Annotated in this window: 17 protein-coding genes; 9 read left to right on the plus strand and 8 right to left on the minus strand. The window is 57.2% G+C overall.

Features of this window, described 5'->3' with window-relative positions; genetic code table 11:
- Nucleotides 1-61: 61 nt before the first annotated feature.
- Nucleotides 62-655: an OmpA family protein gene (locus FRZ40_RS25070; RefSeq protein ID WP_147235934.1), complete on the plus strand. Its 594-nt coding sequence runs from the start codon at nucleotides 62-64 to the stop codon at nucleotides 653-655.
- Between the two features lie 24 nt (nucleotides 656-679).
- Nucleotides 680-1,594 carry a hypothetical protein gene (locus tag FRZ40_RS25075; RefSeq protein ID WP_147235935.1) on the plus strand — a complete coding sequence of 305 codons (915 nt, stop codon included), beginning with the start codon at nucleotides 680-682 and terminating at the stop codon, nucleotides 1,592-1,594.
- Between the two features lie 106 nt (nucleotides 1,595-1,700).
- On the opposite strand, the gene FRZ40_RS25080 is transcribed toward FRZ40_RS25075, so the two are convergent.
- The 6 genes from FRZ40_RS25080 to FRZ40_RS25110 form a co-directional block, all read right to left on the minus strand.
- Nucleotides 1,701-2,030 (minus strand): DUF995 domain-containing protein, encoded by a 330-nt coding sequence (locus FRZ40_RS25080; protein WP_147235936.1) that lies wholly within the window; start codon nucleotides 2,028-2,030, stop codon nucleotides 1,701-1,703.
- Between the two features lie 1,161 nt (nucleotides 2,031-3,191).
- Nucleotides 3,192-3,908, minus strand: coding sequence for a YopT-type cysteine protease domain-containing protein (locus FRZ40_RS25085; RefSeq protein ID WP_147235937.1), 717 nt, complete (start codon nucleotides 3,906-3,908; stop codon nucleotides 3,192-3,194).
- A 1,008-nt stretch (nucleotides 3,909-4,916) separates the two neighbouring features.
- The gene (locus FRZ40_RS25095) at nucleotides 4,917-5,411 is read right to left on the minus strand and encodes a DUF3331 domain-containing protein (protein WP_338048161.1); all 495 of its coding nucleotides are present in this window, start codon (nucleotides 5,409-5,411) and stop codon (nucleotides 4,917-4,919) included.
- 263 nt (nucleotides 5,412-5,674) lie between these two features.
- On the minus strand, nucleotides 5,675-6,322 hold the full coding sequence (locus tag FRZ40_RS25100; RefSeq protein WP_147235939.1) for a cysteine hydrolase family protein: 648 nt from the start codon (nucleotides 6,320-6,322) through the stop codon (nucleotides 5,675-5,677).
- A 167-nt stretch (nucleotides 6,323-6,489) separates the two neighbouring features.
- The gene (cynS, locus tag FRZ40_RS25105) at nucleotides 6,490-6,960 is read right to left on the minus strand and encodes a cyanase (RefSeq protein ID WP_028371393.1); all 471 of its coding nucleotides are present in this window, start codon (nucleotides 6,958-6,960) and stop codon (nucleotides 6,490-6,492) included.
- Nucleotides 6,961-6,982: 22 nt separating this feature from the next.
- On the minus strand, nucleotides 6,983-7,645 hold the full coding sequence (locus FRZ40_RS25110; protein ID WP_028371392.1) for a carbonic anhydrase: 663 nt from the start codon (nucleotides 7,643-7,645) through the stop codon (nucleotides 6,983-6,985).
- 480 nt (nucleotides 7,646-8,125) lie between these two features.
- Here FRZ40_RS25110 and FRZ40_RS46180 point away from each other — a divergent pair, with 480 nt between their 5' ends.
- Nucleotides 8,126-8,263 (plus strand): hypothetical protein, encoded by a 138-nt coding sequence (locus FRZ40_RS46180; RefSeq protein WP_420873895.1) that lies wholly within the window; start codon nucleotides 8,126-8,128, stop codon nucleotides 8,261-8,263.
- A 9-nt stretch (nucleotides 8,264-8,272) separates the two neighbouring features.
- Here the strand turns inward: FRZ40_RS46180 and FRZ40_RS25115 are convergent, their stop codons facing one another.
- Complete coding sequence (locus FRZ40_RS25115; protein WP_193567023.1) at nucleotides 8,273-8,782, minus strand: GNAT family N-acetyltransferase; 510 nt, start codon at nucleotides 8,780-8,782, stop codon at nucleotides 8,273-8,275.
- Nucleotides 8,783-9,521: 739 nt separating this feature from the next.
- Here FRZ40_RS25115 and FRZ40_RS25120 point away from each other — a divergent pair.
- The 3 genes from FRZ40_RS25120 to FRZ40_RS25130 are packed head-to-tail and all read left to right on the plus strand — an operon-like array spanning nucleotide 9,522 to nucleotide 12,782.
- Nucleotides 9,522-9,995 carry a nuclear transport factor 2 family protein gene (locus FRZ40_RS25120; protein WP_147236780.1) on the plus strand — a complete coding sequence of 158 codons (474 nt, stop codon included), beginning with the start codon at nucleotides 9,522-9,524 and terminating at the stop codon, nucleotides 9,993-9,995.
- Between the two features lie 55 nt (nucleotides 9,996-10,050).
- Nucleotides 10,051-10,668, plus strand: a complete 618-nt coding sequence (locus FRZ40_RS25125; RefSeq protein WP_028371117.1) for a glutathione S-transferase family protein — start codon at nucleotides 10,051-10,053, stop codon at nucleotides 10,666-10,668.
- Nucleotides 10,669-10,715: 47 nt separating this feature from the next.
- Nucleotides 10,716-12,782 (plus strand): 2Fe-2S iron-sulfur cluster-binding protein, encoded by a 2,067-nt coding sequence (locus FRZ40_RS25130; protein ID WP_147235940.1) that lies wholly within the window; start codon nucleotides 10,716-10,718, stop codon nucleotides 12,780-12,782.
- Nucleotides 12,783-12,928: 146 nt separating this feature from the next.
- Here FRZ40_RS25130 and FRZ40_RS25135 read toward each other — a convergent pair whose 3' ends face one another.
- Nucleotides 12,929-14,344: an aminotransferase-like domain-containing protein gene (locus tag FRZ40_RS25135; RefSeq protein WP_147235941.1), complete on the minus strand. Its 1,416-nt coding sequence runs from the start codon at nucleotides 14,342-14,344 to the stop codon at nucleotides 12,929-12,931.
- 399 nt (nucleotides 14,345-14,743) lie between these two features.
- On the opposite strand from FRZ40_RS25135, the gene FRZ40_RS25140 reads away from it, so the two are divergent.
- The 3 genes from FRZ40_RS25140 (at nucleotide 14,744) to FRZ40_RS25150 (ending at nucleotide 17,384) form a co-directional block, all read left to right on the plus strand.
- Entirely contained in the window at nucleotides 14,744-15,907 is a 1,164-nt protein-coding gene (locus FRZ40_RS25140) for a branched-chain amino acid ABC transporter substrate-binding protein (protein ID WP_147235942.1), read from the plus strand.
- Between the two features lie 167 nt (nucleotides 15,908-16,074).
- Complete coding sequence (locus tag FRZ40_RS25145; protein ID WP_147235943.1) at nucleotides 16,075-16,488, plus strand: ectoine synthase; 414 nt, start codon at nucleotides 16,075-16,077, stop codon at nucleotides 16,486-16,488.
- 47 nt (nucleotides 16,489-16,535) lie between these two features.
- Nucleotides 16,536-17,384 carry a VOC family protein gene (locus FRZ40_RS25150; protein ID WP_147235944.1) on the plus strand — a complete coding sequence of 283 codons (849 nt, stop codon included), beginning with the start codon at nucleotides 16,536-16,538 and terminating at the stop codon, nucleotides 17,382-17,384.
- The last annotated feature ends 329 nt before the right edge of the window (nucleotides 17,385-17,713 follow it).

Consider the following 17,713-nt stretch of genomic DNA (forward strand, 5'->3'; position numbering starts at 1 on the left):
GTGAGAGCCGCTCGAAGGTCGAAAGCGGTGGACAGTGTAGGCATTGATCGGAGGTCGGGGTATGTCTGGCTCAATCGTTTCCCTTCTAACGGGACGTCCTGCGCGCGGCGCGTGGATAGCCGCGCTATGTGCGATCGCGTGCGTGAACGTCGCGCGTGCGCAAGACCCGGTGGTCAAGGAGCAGGACATCGATGAAAACTCGGTGACCAAAGCGCTCGCCCCGGAGGACAACGGCGACAACATCGTCACGCGCGGCTTCGTGCTGTCGAACAAGCCCGGAGCGGCGGCGAAGCCCGCGGCCCCGGCGAAAGCGGCATCGCTGCAAATGCTGATCACGTTCAACACCAACTCGTCGACGCTCACCGACAGCGCTCAAGCGGCGCTGGACAAGGTGGCTCACGCGCTGGAATCGGACCGGCTCGCGGCGTACCGCTTCCGTGTCGAGGGGCACGCAGACCCGCGCGGCGCGGCCGACGCGAACATGAAGCTGTCGGAAGATCGCGCTGCGGCCGTCGTCCAGTATTTGACGCAGAAGGACGGAATCGCGCCCGAGCGTTTGACGTCGGTCGGCAAGGGATCGTCGGAGCCGCTGAACCGGCGAAATCCGACCGCGCCGGAAAACCGCCGCGTGACGATCGTGACCGTGACGAACTAGGCACGAACCGCTGTTTTGGTCGCAATGAAAAATTCCTGCTCGCGCGGCATCGGTCTGACGGCGATTTACGCGCTTTTGTTACTCGGATGCCTCGCGGGTGACGCATGTGCGCAAGCCGGCACGGCGCGGCTCGAAAAACAGAGCGAGCACATCGAGGTGCGGCGCATTCCACTTTCGCAACTCGAGGCATCGCTGCCGGGCGATGCCTCGCTCGCGCTCTTTGCGATTGTCGGCCAGCCGGGCCTGTATGTGATGCATGCGCCGAGTTTGGCCGAGCAGGGCGCGATGTTTTCACGCGTGGTCGCGCTGTTCGAGCGTCGCGATATGCCCCGCGATCGTATCGTCACGATGGCGGCGATCGCGAATCATGCGCGGCGCTTCGGCACGGATCCGGCGGGTCTGACCGCGGGCAACAATTTCAGCGCGATCGAACTGGCGCACTTCTTCGACGCGGCACACCAGCAGCATCTGGAGTTGACGCCGGGCGAACGTACGCTGCAACGCGTGGTCGTGCAGACGGGGTTGATCGTCGAGCTTAATGGCAGATGGCAGCCGCGCAGCACGCACGACTTTCTGATCACGATTCCGGGGCTCGGCAAGACGCCCGGCGGCGAGACGATCGATGCGCCCGTGCGAACGGCGATCCTCAGCCATGAACTGGGTCACTGGCAATACTTCTCGAACGAGGCGTACGCGCACGCATGCCGCTCGTTCTGGTGGCATGAACTCAGCTATGCGGAGCGCGCCGAGTTGACTCGTCAGCTCGAAAACATGGGCTACGACCCGAGCGACAGGATCGTCATCGATGAGGCGCAGGCGTATCTGCTGCATACGCCTGCGCGATATATCCCGTTCACGGACGTGCCCGGTCAGGCCGGGATTGATATCGCGAAGATTCGCGGCAAGTTGCAGCAGAAAGTCGCCGACGCGTACCGATGACACCAATCGGAGCGCCGATACGCCGGGTGCGGACGGGGTAAGAGAAGTTGATTGTGCGTTGTCTTGCGGGTGGTCGCTGTCCGGCTGAGAGTCGTCGGCACGCAACCTAGTGACGAATGGTCAGTGGCCGCCAATCTGTTTGATCCTTCGGTGGAGTCCAATTTTCGTCCGCCGTGTCCGGGACCGGTTGATACGCGCCTTTTGGCGTTCGCTCCAGAAAGCGGCACCAGTTTTCAGGCTTGTCTTTCCAATCAATCTGAAGACAAAAGCGGCCATCATCGCTGACGCTCCATTTGCCGCTAGCGCTTTGTGACTGGAGCAAACCGCCGCCCGCCCAGTAGACAGTCAGTGTGCCATCGGGGACGTCGACCCATTGTCGCAGCGCGCCTGCAGTGTTTTCTCTCAGGATGGTGGCACCGGGCATCAACGCCATCAACTGGTCTCTCGTCAGCCGTGGCGGTCGGCCGCGACCCGAGTGTGGCGCGTCGGCCTGGCCCATTGGGTTAGCCGACGCTGCGTTACCCGGTTGCGCGACCGTGCCCGGTTTCTCCTCCTGCCGCCTTGCGGGTGCTGGCGCGGTCCCCACCGCGGCAGACGAGGCTAAAGCGGATGACGACGGCGCAGGCGGGGCCTCAGATGTCGCGGACGCGGAGCCTCCGGATACCGATGGCCTGGACGCGGGGGACGGCACGCCGGGCGCCGTCCGCGAAGCGGCAGCCGAACTGGCCGCAGGTGCAGAAGAAGCAGCTTTTGCATCTGGCTTTGCGCCAGACGCTGCGGGATGGTGCTGCTCCGCCTTGCGCTTCTTTTTCGCCTCTTCTTCTGTCTGGGCCGCCCGATCGAGAACAAAATCCACATGCTCGAACAGGATACGGGCATCGGGTGGCGTAACGTGGACGTACCTTGACGCTGGTTGCCACGGAGGCGGCCAGGGGACGCGATCCCACGTCCCAATGACCGTCGAATCCGCGCAAAGGAGTGCAAGCAGTCCCGACAGCGCACATGCACGAATTGGGCGGGTCACCAGCATGCGCAGTTGCATTCACCCCTCCTTGTTACCTTGTCAGCGATACACAATGCCACAGCTACCTTGTCGGAAAAGTAACGCAGTAGCGTCGCTTGCGGCTGAGAAGGCCGAATTTGAGAAAACGGACGCTGAACGCCAGCAGAAGCAATGCCCGAGCACACAGTATTCCACTTGGTGTATCAATCTACCGCCCGGTTTCGATAAGTGAGTTCACCTCCGCGGAGAAGATTTCGCGGCGCACGCGCAAAGAGACAGGCCCGACAATTCGGTGGTTCCAAATCGTTAGTCGCGTGCCGCCCGTGCTCTGATTCAAGTCCTCTTGCTGCGCTCGTGCGGCATTGCGCCGATGGACTTCACGAGAAGGGCGAACTCGATTGCCCTGAAGGACGGGCCTCGTCCACGACGTGCAGTTACGTCCGCTAAGGTATTGAGTGGCAGGCTGGAAACGACATCTTTGCACTGTGCCGCTTTTCGTTAACAGAGTCAGGCACTCCGTCGTCAACAATTACTCCGGAAGTCTGGTTTGAATCGGTTAATAAAGCCGAGCGAACAGCCTTTCAAACATCGCCATCAACGGGGCTTTTCCTCGGCGTACAGATAGTTGATTACTTGAAACGTCGTTCCAGGCTCGCCATAGAAGCTGATCGTGCCGAAATCAGTCTCAAACCATTTCCGAAAGGAATATCTATGCTTGAATTCAAGAACTCCTCCGTTCGGATCAAAGAAGCGAACCCTTCCCGGAGAGGCAACGACCGCAACAGCATGCCCATGCTCACTCGGACTCTCTGGGGTCATATTGATGATCGATGCCGATTTATAATCTGTGCCGCTTTTCGCTATGCTTTGAGCAACTTTTTTTCTCAATTTACTCTGATTGCTGCACTCGATTCCAACTTCATTTGGATATCTGGGGTCGCGGATAAAATATGTCAGGTCAGAAATTTGAGTTACAGCTACAGATCCGAAGCCGCCGTATTTTCTCGACGGCAGAAATGGCTCCTTGTTCAGGGTGGGAGATTTTTCCTGAATTCGGACTACAGACGCGCGAATCGCATCAGGTTTCTTGTCGTTGTTGATTGCATCCTTGGAAATTATTTTAATCAACTCAGTCTGATGCGCAGACTTTATCCAACGTAGACAGAGACCGTTGCAGACTCCCTTTTTGCGCTCGACCGCTTTTCCCTCAAACATACTTACCCATTTGTATTCGCCTTGGGCAAAGAACGTATGACACACCTCGGTGTAATTTCTTTGCGTTGCAACCATTACGTCGTATACGTGCGGCATTGTGAATCTCCTTCCGATTGCGAAAAGTGATCGACGAATGCGAGTGAACAGGACGATGTACCGGATCCGGTGCCACGCATCCCGATTTCTATGATGGACGACAGCCAGGCCCAACGCAACAGGATGGTCAGCGGGGATGGCCTGAGCCTCACCCGCGCGGCCATTGGCGGCCAGCTCGAATCGCGTCGGCTTATCGCATCCTTGAGGCAGCCCAGCACGCTTGCATTCTTACTCCTGGCAGCAATGAGTCAGCTACGCCCCGTCGCTTTTGCGTTTTCCTTGCCACCTGCGTCCACGTCAAACCTCTGAATGTGGACATGTCGACAACTTCACTCGAATGACGCGTCCGCAGGCCACATCGAGCGAACTGATCGTGACGTAATAGGGATGATCTCAAGAAACGGATTTTTTCGGTCCTGGAGAAGTCGGCGTGAATGACTGGATCACTCAGTTATCCGCCGTATAACCCCCGATAGCGTGACCGGCGGTAGTGGGTCGCGAGTACGCATTCGCTTGTAGCGAACACTGACGTTCGCCGTACCCGAAGTGCGAACGTCGGCAAAGCGACTCGTTGCCGCCGGTCAATGCGCTTTTTGTTGCGGTGCTGCTCGATATTTTGGGAATATGGGTGACTTCTTTGCCAAACGTCTGGATGCATATGTTCACTCAAGACGCCGAAGTCATCTCTGTTGGAGCCGCGTACTTTCGCATTGTTGGTCCCGCATACGAACGACCGCAATCGCCTCGGAACTTTATTTCGCTGGGCAAGAGGCTGGGCGTGTCGGATGGCAAATGGCAGCTGCAGCGACTCGTCCAGGTTTCGCGGCTGCGGCCTCAGCAGTGGTTATAGTCTGGCACGTTAAATTGGATTTGGCGTTCGCGCTCGTCTCCAGCAGGGCATTCGCAGCGGCCATGGTCAGTCTATGGGGGTTTCGGCGGGTACGCTGGCAATCATCAGGTCACTGAAATAACCGCATTCGACGTATTGTCTATGCAGGACACACGACGTCAAATCGTTTCGCGGTCGGGATAGACGTCCTCGACGACCTGAGCAAGTATCATGAAATCGCGATTCGCAGGGCCATTCGTCCCCTGAGACTTGGGGCGATAGACTGAGTCCCCAACCTCGATTGGTGCTCCGCTCAACACACAAAACGACCTCACGCGCGCGCGGCCCAATCTCCACAACTGGTCGGCGTATCGTCCTGTCCGGGCGTCGCTCCAATAGATGGCGAGCGTTTCGCGAGACAATCTCTCGACGATTTCAAGCCGGGCCGGAGTCTCGACCCGAACCACGGGTCCAGTGATACTGGTTGCGGTTGCGCGGTTGTGAGGGCGAAATTTGCCGAGTCGTTTCGACGGGCCAGTCGAAGTATAGTTTGGAAGCGTGCGCTGCCCGAGCAGAGTCTCCATGATGCAGGCCATCGCGCCTCTTACATCGGGTTGCTCAACCTTCACTTCGGACGAAGTGCACATACTGGACGGAGAGAGTTCGGGAGTCATCTGCCTCTCCGATATATCAAAACACCGATATATCGTGGTGCGGTGCTGGCGGCCGATTCTTTCTCCGTCGTCGGTTTGCCAGGTTATTCATTGCCGCCATGTACGGATGTCGCGGCGCACGAACGATTCGGTTGGAGAAAAATGCCCATTTCCTCCGGGGTGTGCGTCGGATAGCGCAGCCAATGTCATCACGGGCGAGAATGCGTCACCACTTGGGGTTACCCTCTGCAGTGACGCATGATGTCGCCGGACCGTTTTTCGGGTTAGTCGAGCATCTTGACCGCTTCGTCCGTCGGTACGACCGAATGTGCGAGGAACTGATAGTTCACCATCGCTGCCTTATAACCGTCGCCCCACTCTGGATGTCGCGGCCCGGCAGTCGCGTCAGAGATGACAGTGACTTCGAAGCCTTGCTCAATCAGGTCACGAAGATGCGATTCAACGCAGAGGTTCGCAATCATTCCACAAAGAAATACCTTCTGTATGCCCCGCTTTCTCAGTTGCAGAACGAGGTCATTTGTCTGCGGCCCAAATACCTTGTGCGGGCTGACTACGATTGTCTTTCCGTCCTCGATGTAGGGCTTCAGCGGTGCAACCCAGTCAGCGCCCGAACCCTCGAAGCCATCGAGAGTCAATTGGCCTCGCCTGGAAAACGTCCCGGCATCGAACTCGCCCGCTTCGACAGGCCCATTCAGTTTCCAGCCCAAATCGGTCGGGTAAAAGTAGTGTGGTGAGACGAACACTTCAACACCCTTATCTTTCGCCGCCTTGAGTACGCGCTCCAGGTTTGGGACGGTTTTGTTTTCTGTGACGCTAGCTCCTACCGCTGCCCAGACCGTACCCTTCGAACTCAACACGTCGTTTTGCGGGTCAATAATTACGACGGCCACGTTGTCACGATTCAAAGTCATTTCCCAGGTACCTCATTTAGAGCGCGCAGAGTTGGCAAATCAACCCTGATAACGTCGGGTGTATGCGGAAGTGGGAGTGGCGTCTGCGGTCACACGCGGACGACTGCCCAATCAGGAAGCCTGTGCGTCGCGGGCCGCGCGTTGCGGAGCCCGCGCCACCGACGAGGCTAAAACGGTTTGGTTGGGAGGAACTTGCCGTTCAACGTAATAAGGGCACGCTCCCCACCGTCTGGGTCCGGGACCTTCTGTATGTCCATCCGGAAATTGATTGCGCTGATAATGCCGTCGCCAAACATTTCGTGCACAAGCGACTTGAGCGTTGTCCCATAGATTTGAATCATCTCGTAGAAACGATAGACCGTTGGGTCACTGGGTACGCCGCCGGGTATGCTTCCGCGGAGCGGTACCTGCTGCAAAAGCGCGACCGCTTCGTCGTCGAGTTCAAGACGGCGACATACGGTCTCCGCAGCCTCTTTCGAAATCGGGTGCTGGCCAAGAAGCGCAGCTGTCAGGAAAACCAGGCTAAGTCCTGTTCCTTCGGTTAAGTCCTGCCATGACAACCCCTTACTCGCTTTCGACGCGAGAACCTTGTCGGCGAGCTGTTCGCGGGCGGTTGGTGAAACGAGTGTCTGGAGCATGATAATCCTCTGTCACACGAGGTTAAGGAAGGCGGGACGCCGACATGACGGGCGTCGCGCACGCTTCCGGGTATTCGGAGAGCGGCACAAAGCACCGGCTCTCCCAATTCAACGCGACGATTGAGCCGGTTTCGATGTCGTACACCCAGCCGTGGAGGCGGACCGTACCGTTTGAAAGCGCCAATGCAACCGACGGATGAGTCCTGAGATTGGTCAACTGAGCGATGACGTTTTCGCGGACCATCGAGCTGAGCGCTTCGCTGGGTGATGCATGCTGATGGGAATCGTTGATGGCTGCAGCTGCGTCTGCGTGACGCAGCCAGCCTGCAACGGCGGGCAAATGCCTCAGGTCCTTGTGTGTTGCAATCGCCGTCATAGCGCCGCAATCTGAGTGTCCGCAGACTACGATGTCGGCAACTGCCAGGACAGATACGGCGTATTCCACCGTTGCGGAGACACCTCCAGGCTCTCCGCCGTACGCGGGCACGATATTTCCAGCATTGCGTATTACAAATATGTCACCGGGTTCGCGTTGCGTAACCATCTCAGGAACAAACCGGCTATCAGAACACGTGACAAAAAGGGCAGTTGGAGCCTGAGCGCCGGAAAGCTTCTTGAAGAGCTCGGCCCTTTGTGGGAACACTTCCTTCTGAAATCTGAGAAAGCCTTCAATAATCTCTTTCATCACAGCCTCGCGTCGTCTTGAGGTCGCTTTGAGATTAGTTGCTACCAGATCCCGATGTATTTCAGATTTGCACGTAAAGGATTCGCCTTTGCACGGAACTGTTATGTGTCAGTTCAAAAAGCGGTGCGGGTTCGACATAAAGCCTGGTCCGAACTTCGTCGCGTCGTGTCGGACCATGCTACGTGCGGGGATACATACATGTGTGATATCGAATGAGCGTGTGGCGTGACTACGCTAGCTGACGTTGACGTCGCGAGACGACGCGGGTGCGGCGAACGGCGCTCAGTGAATCGGTGAGCGTACGCGTTGAACCTTCAACGAGAATCGAGTGGCACCCGATTCGGACAAATTCCGGACCGAATTCGTGCACATGGAGAAGAAGGAGCCAGGAGTGCAACCTAAACTCGCTAGCGCAGGATGAAGTAGACGCTCAATGCAGATGATTGCGGGCGGGCGGATGCAAGCGGCTAGCCCCTCATCATCGTTGGGCTGCACGTTGGCCAACACAAGGTTCTGGTCGAATGGGTCGACGCCAATGACGAGACGCTTGACGGTGCCATCGTGAATTTTTTTGTCCCGAAGCAGTTTCCAGACCCAAGAAGAAATAGCGGTCGATGAGGGACCGGACTAGCGGTCAAGGCGGAACAACAACGAATTGCGGTCGGGATAGTCGTAATAGATTGGAGCCTCGGACTTCTCGATTTGACGGAAACCCTTCTTGCGGTAAAACGCGTGTGACCGTGTTGCGATTGATGGTGTGTCCAGGATGATTGTCTTGATTTCTTTCAGGCCACAGAACGCGATTAGTCTGTCGAAGAGAGCCTCCGCTACGCCTGCTTGGGCACCGCGATAGCCATCTGCCACGAAGAATTTCTTGAGAACTGACACGGAAACGCCTTCGCGTTGCAGGCCAATAGAACCAACTACCCGCCCATCCTCGTTCACGGCGATCCAAAATCCGCCACCAGCAGTCAAATAGCTTGACTCGATACTCAGCAGGTCGGGTTGCTGCTCCAACGATATCTCGAGACCAGCCTCAACGTTCTGAATGGTCAAAATAAGATCGATGACGCCATCCATGAATTCGGGGCGGTAGTCGACGACCGACCACTTATCGTCTTGCTTGCCAACGTGCACAGTGCAGCTCCGGGAATGTCGGGTAATGGACAGGAACCCATGCCTGAAAAGGTATGGGCGTGCGTCTACGCTTCAGACGTGAACTCAATTTATATGAGTTGCCGCTGATTTGATAGAACGTCCTTGCAAATGTCCGGCTCGACGGCTCGACGCGCCTCCATCGTGTTCCTGAGGTGATAGCTGGCTGGGGGGGGCCGGTGAGTGCACGCGATGACTCAGGCATAGCGGCCAGGCGGCCGGTACAACGAGTGCATCTGTACCGGTAGGTTGCCATGCCGGTTCTGCCTTCGTCGGCAACGCCGGCCGCATCGACAGGAAAACGACCTCCTGCCACGAAACGATGCGATGGTTGGGTGCCGAGGCACCGGTCGCTCAGAGTTCACATTAAGCCCCCAGTAAATCGGATGGCGAGTCTGTTGTGCACCCTCGTCAAACAGTGACGCCGTAGCGTCGCCCTTATGCCTGAATGGTCGTCATCTTTGCATCCGTCTTCTATCAAAGTCTTGGGTTTCATATCGATTTCGCACTGCGTCGATGACTTTGCTCTTTAAGCGTGTGCGCGCACTAACGAAATCGTGCAAATGCAAAACAGCGACTCGCCTTGCCGTTCGCCAACGTAACCGACGACGGTTGGCAGCTGTCACACTTTGGGCGCAAACATCGCAAATGGTGGCGCTCGCTCCGTGGGCGTTTGCTTGCCAAACCTATTGATCTCTGATGTCCACGCAGGAGGTGAATGATGTCGGAAGAGACGCGTCCTCCCTGTCCGCCGTTCACAATCGAAACCGCGGTCCTTAAGGTGCGGCTGGCGGAGGACGGCTGGAACACCCGAGACCCTGAGCGGGTTTCGCTCGCTTACTCTGTGGATTCGCGTTGGCGAAACCGCGCCGAATTTGTGAACGGGAGGAGCGAGATAGTTGAACTGTTGACCCGCAAGTGGCAACGCGAACTGGATTACCGGCTCATCAAAGAGCTGTGGGCGTATACAGACAACCGAATAGCTGTGCGCTACGCATACGAATGCCACGACGATTCAATGAACTGGTTCCGTTCGTATGGCAACGAGAATTGGGAATTCGATGAGCGTGGCTTGATGGTTCGTCGCTTTGCGTGCATCAACGACCTTCCCATCAAGGAAGAGGAACGCCTGTTTCATTGGCCACTTGGTCGGCGTCCCGACGGGCATGCGGGCTTGAGCGACCTGGGTCTTTAAAGCGAGCCGTCGTGCTTCTTGCATCCGTTTCCCTCATTTATCTGGAGAGAGAGCTATGAAGCTCTATTACCATCCGTTGTCAGGACACTCGCACCGCGCGCGCCTGTTTCTGTCCCTGTTGGGTTTGCAGCATGAGCTTGTTGAGGTCGACTTGATGAAAGGGGCGCACAAGGCGCCTGACTTCCTCAAACTTAATCGCTTTGGTCAGGTGCCGGTGCTGGTCGACGACGGCACCGCGGTGTCCGATTCAAATGCCATTCTCGTCTACGTCGCTAAGAAATACGGGAAGGATGACTGGCTCCCTGAGTCTCCGCAGTCTGCTGCTGCTGTCCAGCGCTGGTTGTCCGTCGCTGCGGGCGAGATTGCATACGGACCGGCGGCTGCCCGTTTAATCACCGTGTTTGGAGCGAGGTACGACCCTGAGCAGGTAATTGGACGCGCGCACGGTGTATTAAAGCTCATCGAAGCTGAGTTGGACGGACACGACTTCATTTCGCACGACCATCCGACAATCGCCGACGTGGCGCTCTACAGCTATATTGCGCGGGCGCCGGAGGGCAACGTCGACCTGAAGGACTACCCGAATGTGAATGCGTGGTTGCAAAGAATCGAAGCCTTGCCCGGATTCGTGGAGTTCCAGAAGACGCCGGCCGGGTTGACCGCAAACGCCTGAGAGGCGTCGTGCGAAACTGCGATTCGTGCGTGATAGGGAGGGCAATTATGGCAAGCGCCGTCAAGTCACCGTGGCACAGCGGCGAACTTCAGATGCAAAGAGAGCTTGGGGTCGCGAACAAGATGGATGAACTGGGGCGTCGAGTCATCCGCGACCATCTGCCTGACCAGCATCGTGCGTTCTTTGCCCAACTGCCGTTTGTAGTTGTCGGCGCTGTCGACAGCCAAGGCGACCCCTGGGCCACGCTGCTCGCACAGACGCCGGGCTTCATGCAGGCTTCAACCGACAAGCTGCTCAGGATAGATTCACCGCTCGACCCTCTTGATCCGGCGACTTCAGGCCTGGCCGACGGCGGGTCTGTGGGACTGTTGGGAATGGAGCCCGCGACGCGGCGACGCAACAGGATGAACGGCACCATCAGCGATAACAATGCGAGCGGGTTCAGCGTCAACGTTGTCCAAAGCTTTGGAAATTGTCCGCAATACATTCAGGCTCGCGATTTTCAATTCGTGCGTGACCCTGCAAGCCTGCCGGAGGCGTCCCCACTCCGCATGGAGAGGCTCTCAGACGACGTACGAGAATTGGTCGCCAATGCGGATACGTTTTTTGTGGCGTCGTATGTTGATAACTCCGACGGGCGACGTGAAGTCGACGTGTCGCATCGCGGAGGACGAGCCGGATTCGTACGCATCGAAGAAGATGGGTCCTTGACCGTCCCGGATTTCGCCGGAAACCTGTTCTTCGCGACGCTTGGCAACATCCTGATTAACCCGCGGGCTGGGTTAGCGTTCGTTGACTTCGAGACGGGCGACCTGTTGCAATTGTCGGGACGAGCAAAAATAATTACCGAGTCTCCGGAAATCGCCGCCTTCCAGGGCGCAGAGCGACTGTGGACCTTTGCTCCAGAGCGCATCGTGTACCGGCCGGGTGCCATACCGCTGAGATGGACCTTCCAGGCGAATGGCTGGTCGCCGAATTCGCTCATGACGGGGAGCTGGGAGCAGGCGGCGGAGCGGCTGAAAGCATCGGCTCTGAAAGAAAGATGGCGGAAGTTCAAGGTCGCAAAGATTCTTGACGAGAGTTCGGTGATTCGGTCATTTCACTTCGAGCCGATTGATGGTGCGGGACTTATCCCGCACCTGGCGGGCCAGCATCTGCCAATTCGCGTTACACCTGCTGCGTGCGAGAAGCCGGCGATTCGCACGTATACGTTGTCCTGTGCTCCTGCGGATGGAATCTACCGAATCAGCGTCAAGCGAGAGGGGCTTGTGTCATCGCATCTGCATGACAATCTTCGTGTCGGCGACATCATCGAAGCTCGCGCGCCGGCTGGTCAGTTCACTATCGATGCGTTCGAACGACGTCCCGCAGTCTTGCTCGCAGCAGGCGTCGGCGTTACGCCTATGCTCGCGATGCTGCGACATGTGGTTTACGAAGGGCTTCGTACTCGTCGGGTACGCCCGACCTGGTTCTTTCTATCGGCGCGCTCAATAGGGGAACGCGCTTTCGCGAAAGAGATTGAACGCGTGAGTGCGAGCGCAAATGGCCTGATTCGTTTTGTCCGTGTGCTCAGTAACACGGATGGTGCACGCGAGTGCAAAGACTACGACGAGGCTGGCAGGATAGACGTGGACCTGTTGTGCCGTACGCTGCCGTTCAACGACTACGACTTCTACATGTGCGGCCCTCCAGCGTTCATGCAGTCAGTCTACGATGACCTGCGTGCATTGAATGTTGCCGACGGGCGCATCCATGCCGAGGCGTTCGGACCGGCATCGCTCAAGCGACACGGCGACGTCGTCGAGGACGTAGCGCCGGCCCGGATTCCTTCGGACACGGCGACGCCCGTCATGTTCGTCAAGTCCGGGAAGGAAGCGCGTTGGGTTCCGGACGGCGGGTCGTTGCTGGACCTTGCTGAAGCACGTGGCCTGTCGCCGGAATCTGGATGCCGTGGTGGGACTTGCGGCACCTGTCGGACTCATGTCGTCGAAGGCGCTGTGGCATACGTTACGCCCCCTGACTTCAAAGTTGCCGATGATGAGGCTCTCATCTGCTGTGCGGTGCCAGCAAATCGGGAATCAGGTGGAGGGCCACGGCTTCTGCTCGATATCTGACGACTGTGATTCGCGCAGCCTTCTGGTGCGCGCCGGCAACGGGGCGGCACGGACGCCTTCACGTGTGTCGCGCCAGTTCGCGAGTCGGGCGCACAGGTCGCTGTTATCTTTCAGATGGAGCGTCCCCGTTCGTGGCTGTGTGAGTATCAGATTACCTGGCTCGGTTCATATGACTTGAGATGCAGAATGTCCGCAATGCGCTGCATGCAACTCTCAAGCTCGGCACGTGTTCGGGGTGCACCCAAGCATAGCCTGACACCATCGGGCGCTTCGGAAACGGCAAAGGCTTCGGTACCAGCGACCGATATGCCTGAAAGCTTTAACTGCGTTATGAAAGCGTTGCGCGTCCAGGGCATGGGTAAGGGCAACCACAGATGGAAGCCACGGTTGTGCCGACTATCGAGGTCCGCTCCAAGGTACCGGCGGGCGATAACCTGACGGGCGTCGCTCTCGACGCATATCGCCCGTAGCATATCTTCTGCGATTCCCGATTCAATCCAATACGTCGCGACCGCTGCGCTCAACGGCGCGGCCATTGAAGCCGTCGCACGGATGACAACGGAAGCCCGTTCCGCGGAGCTTTGGTCGGGTACGCTTAGATACGCGATGCGCAGCGCGGGCGAGACGCATTTCGCGAGGCCAGAAATGTAGTAGACGAGTTCGGGTGCCAGCGACGCGAGGCTCGGAAGTTCTTGCAAAGCGTTTGTTGAATCATCGGGCGAATTGACCAAAGGCCAATAGTTGTCATCTTCAATGATTGGAAGCTTGTGACGGCGCGCAACTTCCACCAGGGCAATACGCCGGTTCAATGGCATAGTTATCGTGGTGGGGTTGTGGACGATTGGCGTGCAATAGAATGCTTTCGGCTTTTCGGACTGGCAGAGGGCATCGAGCGATTCCGGTATTGCGCCGTGTTCATCCATTTCGACAGCGGACAGGCGAATACCTAGTTCTTTGGCGAGCAAGATACAGCCAGGATAAGTCAATGCCTCTACGCAGATGGTGTCGCCCGCTCCCGCTAGCATGATTGAGACGGCAAGGAGCGCACCCTGCGCGCCGGGACATACGAGGACACGCTCGGGGCCAAGTCCAGGAACTCGTTGGGCAAGCCAGTTTGCGCCCACCAGACGGTCCCTCATTGCGCCGCTCGGGACCTGATAGCGCATAAGCATATCCATACCGCGTTCCGCCATCATCGCAGGCACGCCTTCCCAGATTCGCTTCTCGAGCGTCGGGTTGTCGAATGGTGGGGGCTGGTTAATCAGCATGTCGATGCCGGACACGCTAGTCGCGGCGGCCGGGGGGCGATGCAAGGCCTTCACATAGGTGCCGCGTCCGACGCGGGCCTCGAGCAGGCCCCGTCGTTGGGCTTCAGCGTAGCCTCTGCTAACCGTTGTGAAGTCGATACCCAAGGTGGCGGCAAGCGTCCGCTGCGGAGGCAACCTGTCGCCGACACGAAGCTCTCCTCTGTTGATGCTATCGGCTACGGCGTCTGCAATCGCCAGATATGTAGGACCACTTGAGTCTTCGAGAAGCGGCGTCCAGCCAGATGTTCGCATCATTTTGCGGCCTCGTGCGGAGCAATCTGTTCCTATTGTATGCAACATTTTTCTGTGTTGCTCCATTTTTGTGCGCGAGTGTATGCATTCGTTCGAACGCTTGATTCCATCAATCGAGGTCGTTGTTTGAAGTGGTGAGATGCATACATCTTCAGTTATTTTTGCCAGCGGATTTATAGGGCCACCGTTGGCGCGCTTGTCACGCGCGGATGGGGCCGTGGCGCGCGCGAAATTTGTATGTGTTTAATGGATGAATTGAATGCAGACAATTGAACTTGTCGAAGAAAGTTGTTTGCATTTCCCGGAGCTTGTTTCTATTGTATGGATATGCGTGATGCAGCAAGGTATCTCTCGATACATCGCGCCTCGGACCGATGGAAGTACGTTGGTGGGGAGCAAATCATGGTTTGCCTCACATACAGGTCAAAGCACATCGTTGCTCAAATCATCGTGGTATTGAGCGCTCTGTGCAGTTGCGAAGCCGGTGCAGAGGACGCATTAGTCGTGAAAATCGGGTTCGCGGCTCCGTTGACTGGCCCGTCGGCGGGCGATGGTAAAGAAATGGAGAATGCCGCGCAGCTAGCAATCGAAGATGCGAATAGCCGTCACCCGACGGTAGCCGGCCGGGTAGTCTCCTTCCAGTTGGTCGCGCTCGATGACCAGGCCGACCCGCGAGTCGCAAGCCAGGTTGCTCAGCGGTTCGCGGACATCTCCGTTGCAGGCGTAGTGGGGCATTTCAACTCTGGCTGCAGCATCGCGGCCTCAACCGTCTACGATACCGTTCCCGTCGCGGAGGTGAGTCCGAGTTCTACAAGCGCGGTCTACACCCTTCGTGGCAAAAAGACATCGTTCAGGATCGTGGGACAAGATGCCGTCGCTGGTGCAGAACTTGGACGGTATATCGTCGAAGACCTTCAGGCAAAGCGCGTGGCGATTATCGACGACAGGACCGACTTCGGTGCAGGTCTTGCAGACCGGGTTAGCGATTCTATTCTCCAGCGCCACGGCAAAATCGTCGCCCGTGAGTACGTCACAGACAAGACAGTCGATTTCAGCGCTGTTCTGACGCGGATACGGGCAGCGAATGCCGACGTGGTTGTATTTGGTGGGTTTGATGCTCAGGCGGCACAGATTAGCAGGCGCATGCGCAGTTTGGGCATACGCGCGACGCTTGCTGGAGAAGGATTTAACAACAACACTTTCATAAGTCTCGCACATGGAGACGGCGATGGCACCATAACAATCCAGCCTGGCTTGCCGATTGAAAAGATGCCAGGGAAGGACTTTGCGTCACGCTACGAGACCCGGTTCAAAGCGAAACTGGAGGGCTTCCAGGGTCCGTACGCTTATGACGCCACATCCGTAATCGCCCATGCCGTGCTGGCTGCTCAGGCCACGACGCCGGGCGACGTACTGCCGGCCGTAAGGCAAACTCGTATGGACGGATTGACGGGGCCGATTGAATTCGACGTAAAGGGCGACCTTGCAGTCTCGCCTTATACCGTGTACCGCTTGAACGGCGACCATTGGGTCGACGTAAAGGTGCTTACGGCGTCTGGTAAATAGCCGACGATCAGTCGATAGGCGGAGCGTTTCATCTCTTTGCAAGCTGCATAGATTTTTTGCAGCTCAGGGTAGCTTGCTCGCAAAGTCGAGAGAGCGGGCCAACGATTGTAGATAGCAGGAAGAGTGCGCGACCGGGCCGGTATTTCAGGTCGCGTGGGGAGCTTCACATGCTGATGCGCGATATCGATTCGACAGTGGGAACGCCACGACACGTTCGAGGCGAGGGTTGGGATAGCAAGCGATTGGTGGTTGCCGCCGACGACGTCGGGTTCTCCCTCCACGACACGACTGTCAAAGAGGGCACCCATATGGAGCTGCAATATCAGCACCATGTCGAAGCTAACTATTGTTTCGGCGGCGAAGGTGAAGTTGTCGACGTCGCGAGTGGCGAAAAATTCGAACTTCGCCCCGGACGAGTGTACGTGCTTGACAGGCATGACCGACATATCGTTCGAGCGACAAAGGGAGACCTCCGACTCGTTTGCGTGTTCACTCCCGCGCTTGCGGGTGGCGAAAAACACACGCCGGACGGTGGATATGCGCCAATAGCAAAGGCCTCCGGCTCTGCTACCACTGACTGAACTGGTAACAATCGCCATACGCTCCCTGGATTAAAGGGGTTCCCGCCGTGAAATCCAAAATGCAACTCGACCATGTCGTCATCGCCGTACGGGACCTTGATGACGCCAGTCGCACGTATCGGAAACTGGGTTTCAACGTGGTGGCCGGAGGAGTCCATGGGCATGCACCAACACGAAACGCGTTGATAGTGTTCAGCGACGGGTCGTTTATGGAGCTCATAGAGTGGACTGCACGCTCGCCGGGAGATGCGTGGCAACGAACACTTGAAGCACACGGTGAAGGACTGGTGGATTTCGCATTGACTACACAAGACCTTAACGATGTGTTTGCCCGCGCGCGAAGTAACGGGATTGAGATGGGTGGCCCCATCGCGGGCTCAAGAACAACTCCAGAAGGCGTCGTTCTGCAATGGCAGACAGGACGGCCAGCGTCAAGGGAACTGCCGTTTGTGTGTCTTGATATAACTGCACGAGCCGAACGGGTACCAACTGGCGATGTGCGAATTCATCCGAACGGCGTGACTGGTGTAATTGCAGTCGTAGTTGCGGTCGTCGACGCTTATACGTCACTTGACCGGTATCTGGGTGCATTCGATATTCATGAAGGAAGCCGCTTCGATTTGACTGAAATGGGCGTCCGTGTGGGTATTGCCGACCTGGCGAGCTGGCAGCTCGTTTTGATTAGCAATACTGCGAGTGCGCCGACAGGTTTAGCCGCTAGCGTGCATAGACGTGCTGCGCGGCGGGGCGTAGGGCCATGTGCATTGGTTCTGCGCTCCCCAGGTACTCAAGAAGCGAGAACAATCAAACCGGCCGATGCTTGTGGAGTACCTCTTCGCTTGTGTGCGGGTAGAGAGCCGCCGAACAGTTACCTTGATTCCTTGTTGCAGGCATAGACGTTTGCAATTGAAAGTGAAGCGAGGTCAATGAAATAAGGCGTACTAATTGAATACGAAAGGTCATTATCATGTATGCAGATTTGTTCGCATGTCAGCCGGGGGCAAGAAATTCCGGGCGATTATTGGATTCACTTGAAGAGGAGTCGAGTTGGAGGAATTGGACAAAAGTCCCGTGCACCGGACATCAGATTGCAATAGCAATATGGCGGGACGCTGCTGAGCACGAACGACAGTTTCGCGCCCCCATACTGGAGGCGCACTACCTTATCGAGGTGCTGCTGCGAAACACTGTGGTCGACTGCTATCGTAACGGTCGGCGAATTACG

This window comes from Paraburkholderia azotifigens (assembly GCF_007995085.1).
GTDB lineage: Bacteria > Pseudomonadota > Gammaproteobacteria > Burkholderiales > Burkholderiaceae > Paraburkholderia > Paraburkholderia azotifigens.

Coding starts and splice junctions, on each gene's coding strand:
- FRZ40_RS25075 (WP_147235935.1), top strand. CDS start 680: ATGAAAAATTCCTGCTCGCGCGGCATCGGTCTGACGGCGATTTACGCG.
- FRZ40_RS25130 (WP_147235940.1), top strand. CDS start 10,716: ATGGCAAGCGCCGTCAAGTCACCGTGGCACAGCGGCGAACTTCAGATG.
- FRZ40_RS25110 (WP_028371392.1), bottom strand. CDS start 7,645: ATGAAAGAGATTATTGAAGGCTTTCTCAGATTTCAGAAGGAAGTGTTC.
- FRZ40_RS25125 (WP_028371117.1), top strand. CDS start 10,051: ATGAAGCTCTATTACCATCCGTTGTCAGGACACTCGCACCGCGCGCGC.
- cynS (WP_028371393.1), bottom strand. CDS start 6,960: ATGCTCCAGACACTCGTTTCACCAACCGCCCGCGAACAGCTCGCCGAC.
- FRZ40_RS25070 (WP_147235934.1), top strand. CDS start 62: ATGTCTGGCTCAATCGTTTCCCTTCTAACGGGACGTCCTGCGCGCGGC.
- FRZ40_RS25085 (WP_147235937.1), bottom strand. CDS start 3,908: ATGCCGCACGTATACGACGTAATGGTTGCAACGCAAAGAAATTACACC.
- FRZ40_RS25095 (WP_338048161.1), bottom strand. CDS start 5,411: ATGACTCCCGAACTCTCTCCGTCCAGTATGTGCACTTCGTCCGAAGTG.
- FRZ40_RS25120 (WP_147236780.1), top strand. CDS start 9,522: ATGTCGGAAGAGACGCGTCCTCCCTGTCCGCCGTTCACAATCGAAACC.
- FRZ40_RS25145 (WP_147235943.1), top strand. CDS start 16,075: ATGCTGATGCGCGATATCGATTCGACAGTGGGAACGCCACGACACGTT.
- FRZ40_RS25100 (WP_147235939.1), bottom strand. CDS start 6,322: ATGACTTTGAATCGTGACAACGTGGCCGTCGTAATTATTGACCCGCAA.
- FRZ40_RS25140 (WP_147235942.1), top strand. CDS start 14,744: ATGGTTTGCCTCACATACAGGTCAAAGCACATCGTTGCTCAAATCATC.
- FRZ40_RS25135 (WP_147235941.1), bottom strand. CDS start 14,344: ATGATGCGAACATCTGGCTGGACGCCGCTTCTCGAAGACTCAAGTGGT.